This is a genomic window from Bacteroidales bacterium (genome assembly GCA_018334875.1).
Taxonomy (GTDB): Bacteria; Bacteroidota; Bacteroidia; order Bacteroidales; family UBA12077; genus JAGXLC01.
Window position 1 is genome coordinate 1 of sequence record JAGXLC010000289.1, and the last position, 5,161, is coordinate 5,161.

4 protein-coding genes are annotated in these 5,161 nt (G+C 44.2%); 2 read left to right on the top strand and 2 right to left on the bottom strand.

What is annotated here, in order from left to right; translation table 11 throughout:
* Positions 1-589: hypothetical protein (locus KGY70_16605; GenBank protein ID MBS3776821.1), on the bottom strand; the 589-nt coding region annotated here is incomplete at its 3' end.
* Positions 590-609: 20 nt separating this feature from the next.
* Positions 610-1,647, bottom strand: coding sequence for an aspartate--ammonia ligase (locus tag KGY70_16610; protein ID MBS3776822.1), 1,038 nt, complete (start codon positions 1,645-1,647; stop codon positions 610-612).
* An 804-nt stretch (positions 1,648-2,451) separates the two neighbouring features.
* Between KGY70_16610 and KGY70_16615 the strand changes: the two genes are divergently transcribed.
* A complete protein-coding gene (locus KGY70_16615) occupies positions 2,452-4,260 on the top strand; it encodes a beta-galactosidase (GenBank protein ID MBS3776823.1) in 1,809 nt (602 codons plus the stop codon).
* A 496-nt stretch (positions 4,261-4,756) separates the two neighbouring features.
* The coding region (locus KGY70_16620; protein ID MBS3776824.1) for a hypothetical protein at positions 4,757-5,161 on the top strand (405 nt) is incomplete at its 3' end.

A 5,161-nucleotide genomic window follows, 5' to 3' on the forward strand; every position in this document is an offset into this window, starting at 1 on the left:
TATATTCAGATACCGCTGCAATATCCCGGTAAGAAATAAATTTTTCCCCGTCATAGTAATGGCCGGGCGGAAAAGGCTTTACCTGCGGGCATAGATTGTGCAGGGCTTTCATTTCACTGGCAAACATGATACTGCCTTCCTCAGTATAGCCATAAAACATGGGGCGAATGCCAACGGGGTCGCGGGCAGCAAAATATTTGTCCTGAGCTGAATCATATATTACGAATACAAATTCTGCATCAAGTTCCTGCGCTGTTTCTCCCGGCCCCCTTTCCAGGAACATGGGAATGATCACCTCACAGTCACTTTTCGACTGAAATTCATACCTATCACTGTATTGTTGGTACAGATCCCTGTAGTTGTAGACTTCACCGTTACAGATAAGATGAATGTGCCGGTAGCTCATGGGCTGATTGCCGTCATCGGTTGTGTCCATGATCTTTAAGCGGTGGAACCCCATCCAGCCCTTATCGGTAAAATCTTCTGTTTCCGTATTGTCAGGACCGCGGTATTTGAGTTTTTGAAACTCGCTCGCAATATCGAGCCGTGTCCTTTTATCCGAACCTGTGTAAACTGCAAAACCACACATTTTTTTTATGAATTAAATGGTTAAAGTAATTTGATGTTGTTTTTTTCGCATTTTTCCCGCATCTCTTCCGGCCAGACGCAGGCCTGAACTTCCCCGATGTGGGCTTTTCTGAGATAAAGCATACAAAGCCTCGACTGGCCGATGCCTCCGCCCATAGTCAGTGGCAGTTCATCATTCAGCAGTTTGCTGTGAAAGTATAGTTCTTTGCGGTCTTCTGTACCGGAGATTTTTAACTGTTCATGCAAGGCTTTCTTGTCAACCCGAATGCCCATGGAAGATATTTCAAATGCCTGTTCCAGTACCGGGTTCCAGACCAGGATGTCACCGTTTAATCCCCTGTTCCCGTTTTCTGTTGGAGTGGACCAGTCATCGTAGTCGGGAGCACGTCCGTCGTGAGGCTGACCATCACCAAGCTTGTGGCCGATTCCAATAATAAATACGGCTCCGTGTTCTTTTGTGATGAGATTTTCTCTTTCTCCGGGGCTTTTGTCGGGATATTTCTGCCGGAGCTCTTCTGCATGGATGAATTTGATATCCTTTGGCAGGAAAGGTTCCAGGCCCGTGATCTGCCAGTTGACATCCTCTTCAATAAAGCGGATGGCTTCGTAGATTTTCTCAACCGTCTCTTTCAGGGTATCCAGGTTTCTCTCCCCGGCACTGATCACTTTTTCCCAGTCCCACTGATCAACATAAACAGAATGAATGTTGCCCAGTTCTTCATCGGGCCTTAATGCGTTCATGTCGGCATAGATGCCTCTTAGTTTTTCACCGTTAAGCTGGGCAAGCTTCAGCCGTTTCCATTTGGCCAGTGACTGAACCACTTCCACTTTGGTATTATCCAGTGAATACACCGGAAAACTTACGGGCTTCTCCACACCGTTCAGATCGTCATTGATACCCGTGCCGCCTACCACCAGCATCGGGGCAGTCACGCGTTTTAATCCCAGCTTGCTTGCCAGGGTGTTCTGAAACTCGTCCTTAATGAACTTGATCGCTGCCTCTGTAGCCTCCCTGCTGAGCAGGTTCTGATAATCTTTAGGAATAATTAGTTTTTTCATAAAAAAAGGTTTTAAATTAAACAAAAAAACCTTCCCCGGCTCCGGGGAAGGTCTGAACAGATACAATAAATAATGGATCAGCTTCCCCGGGGAAAGAGACAATTATTATTGTTATTATTATTGATTGCCTGATACATGACTTCTAGTTTTATGGTAACAAAAAAGCCTTCCTGGTTGCAGGAAGGCTTTTTATCTTATCAATGTTCATTTTGTTTTTTTCACAGCCTTCCCGCCCGTAAATACTGATTATTATTACGGTTATTATTGTTGTGAAGGCTGTTATTGTTAATTGACGTAATCATTTTAGCAAATTTAACAGGGTGCAAGTAAATAAATATTCCTGAACAATCCAAATAAAAATATAAGATTTTGTAATATTATGCCCTAATTTGGAAAAGCCAAAACCAAACAGGATGCTTTCAAGGAATTTAATGTGTTTCCGTTTTGGCTTGGCAAAATTATATATAAAAACAGGAGATAATTTATAATTTTAATCCGCCGGATTGGATATACGTTTTAACCTGGATCATTCATAAACGAATGGAGTGAAGTTTATGAATGCGCGATGGTTTGCGGGTAGGATCCAGGCTCGCCTTCGCGAAGCTTCAGGCGCCTACGCTAAAGCTTCAGCGACAGCGTGCGGAGCAAGGTAACCCCGCATTAGAAAAACCAGGTTTTTGCGAAAAGTAATGAAGCAAAAAACCAGGTTTTTCAATAGCGTCAGAATTATTTGTGAATAATTCGGGTTAAGTAAACATCGCTACGTGATCTATAAAAATTTTTGAACCACTAAACCAATTAACTATGAAGAGAACCATTATTGTATTATTTTTTGTATTGTTTGCCGGTTTAGGTAATCTCATCCTGCAGGCTCAGGAAAATCAGTATGAAAAGGCGAATAATCCGCTTTTTACAACCTGGGCGGAAGAAGTAGGCCCTGAGAATGCCCTGCCTGAACATCCCCGGCCACAGATGAAGCGAGATCACTGGAAAAACCTTAACGGTTTATGGGATTTTCAGATGACTTCCAAAATGGGAGGTCCCGGTGAATATGAGGAAGAAATTCTGGTACCTTATCCGGTAGAATCAGCCCTTTCAGGAATTAAGGAAATAGTAGGAGCCGACAACCGCGTATGGTACAAACGCAGTGTTACCGTTGACAATCCCTATGAAAACGGACGGGTTCTGTTGCATTTTGGTGCCGTTGACTGGGAAAGCGACGTGTTTGTCAACGGCGAGCATGTGGGCAAGCATAAAGGAGGCTATGATCCCTTTACCTATGACATTACCGAGTATGTGGAGTCATCCGGACCACAAGAAATAGAGGTTACTGCCTGGGACCCGACGGATCTGGGCCATCAGCCCGTGGGCAAACAGACCCACGATCCGCGCAGTATATGGTATACAGCCGTTACCGGTATCTGGCAGACCGTCTGGCTGGAGTATGTTCCCCAATCTTATATCAAGAATTTGAAAATCACACCTCAGGTAGATCAAAACCAAGTAAAAATAGAGGCTTATGCCAGTCATGTTTCTGATGATCATCAGATAAAAGTGATCGCCAGGGATGAGGGTCAGACAGTGGCTACCTCCACAGGTTTCCACGACAACCGCCTATTCGTTGAACTTGAAAATCCCAAATTGTGGTCTCCCCAAGATCCTTTCCTCTATGATCTTGAAGTCCAACTGTTGGACGGTGAAGGCAATGCTGTTGATCAGGTGGAAAGTTATTTCGGGATGCGGAAGATCTCACTGGGCAAAGGAGAAGACGGATACACCCGGCTGTTCCTGAACAACAAGCCGCTGTTCCAGCTTGGTCCGCTCGACCAGGGCTGGTGGCCCGACGGATTGTACACTGCTGCTACTGATGAAGCGCTTAAGTATGATGTGCAGGTAACCAAAGACCTTGGTTTTAACATGCTGCGCAAGCACGTGAAGGTGGAGCCGCAGCGGTTCTATTACTGGTGCGACAAGATGGGTGTACTGGTATGGCAGGATATGCCCAGCGGCGACATGCGGCCCGGCAAAATTCCCTACCGCAGCGAAGCCTCTGCTGAGCAGTTCAAAAAGGAATACAAGAACCTCATCAAAGATTTCTATAACCACCCCTCTATCGTGATGTGGGTGCCCTTTAATGAAGGCTGGGGTCAGTTCCAGACCCGCGAGATCGTTGAGATGACCAAAAAGCTGGATCCAACCCGCCTGGTAAACAATGCCAGCGGATGGCATGATAGAAAGGTGGGGGATGTTCATGACATCCATTCCTATCCCGGTCCGGATATGCCCGAGACGGAAGATAACCGGGCTGCCGTGCTGGGCGAGTTCGGCGGTCAGGCGCTCGTTGTAAAAGATCATCTTTGGCTGCAGGATTTCTCAAGGGCACCGAGCCATTATGAAACTTCGCAGTCGAAGGAAAAGCTGCACAACCAGTACGATGATTTGCTTCAAAAAGTGTTCCCACTGAAGGAACAGGGCTTGGCAGCCGCCGTCTATACTCAGACCACCGACGTGGAAACCGAAGTGAACGGCTTCATGACCTACGACCGTGAGGTGATCAAATTCGACCTGGAACACATGCAGGAGATGCACCAAAAGCTGATACACGGAAAATAACTTCCATAAGCCGGTAAGATATCATATTTTTATCCTAATAAACCGGTATATAACTGCCTGGAGCCAGAACGGAGGGTCAGAAAAGGCCCTCCGTTTTCTGTATATTATAAATATTTTTCTAAAATTGGAATATACTTGAACTTTTGTTGTATTTGAAGCATTCTATTTTACATCTTATCACAATAAGGCTATATGCCGAAGGACATTGAACCTGGACTCCTGCCTACGCGGTGGGAGTCATTTTTTTATTATACCTTTTATCAAAGATTTTTAACTTTTCATGGAAATTAAGCATTTTTTTATCAAAAGTAAGGCCATTTCATAATCGCATCTTTTTCTTATCCTATAAGCCTTTCCAGTATTTTTTACCTTTTATGTTTCCTGGCACCCAAAAAATTATTTCTGTTTTATGGTTTTGTTTGGAATTTTATTACTATTTTAGATACCGTTTTACAAATATATTTTTAATTATTTATCTTTTAATTCCTTTTTTATCATGTCTACATCAAATCTTTTATCATTGAACATTCCGGATCAGGATCTCAATGAGATTGATGGGGCAATCGACATCCTGGAGAGAAAGCTTTTACCGCATCTTAAAAATCTAAATGCGGAAGAGCGGCGTAACATTCTCAAACTGGGAGACAAGGCGATTCCCTTTGTAGAGAAGGCACGAGACTGGGTAAAGGAAAATCCCCAGCTTAAACCTCCCTACGCTGATGTGGAAGAACTCGAAAAGGATTTGAAGGCTATGAAGTTGATGGACCGGCTGCTAAGGGCGATTGGGTTTATTTATAACAGACTCGATGACACCTATTTGGTAGCCGGAAGTGAAGCTTATGCCGAAGCTTTGGCATATTACAGTTTCTTTAAAACTGCTGCCAAATCTAAGGTAGGTAAT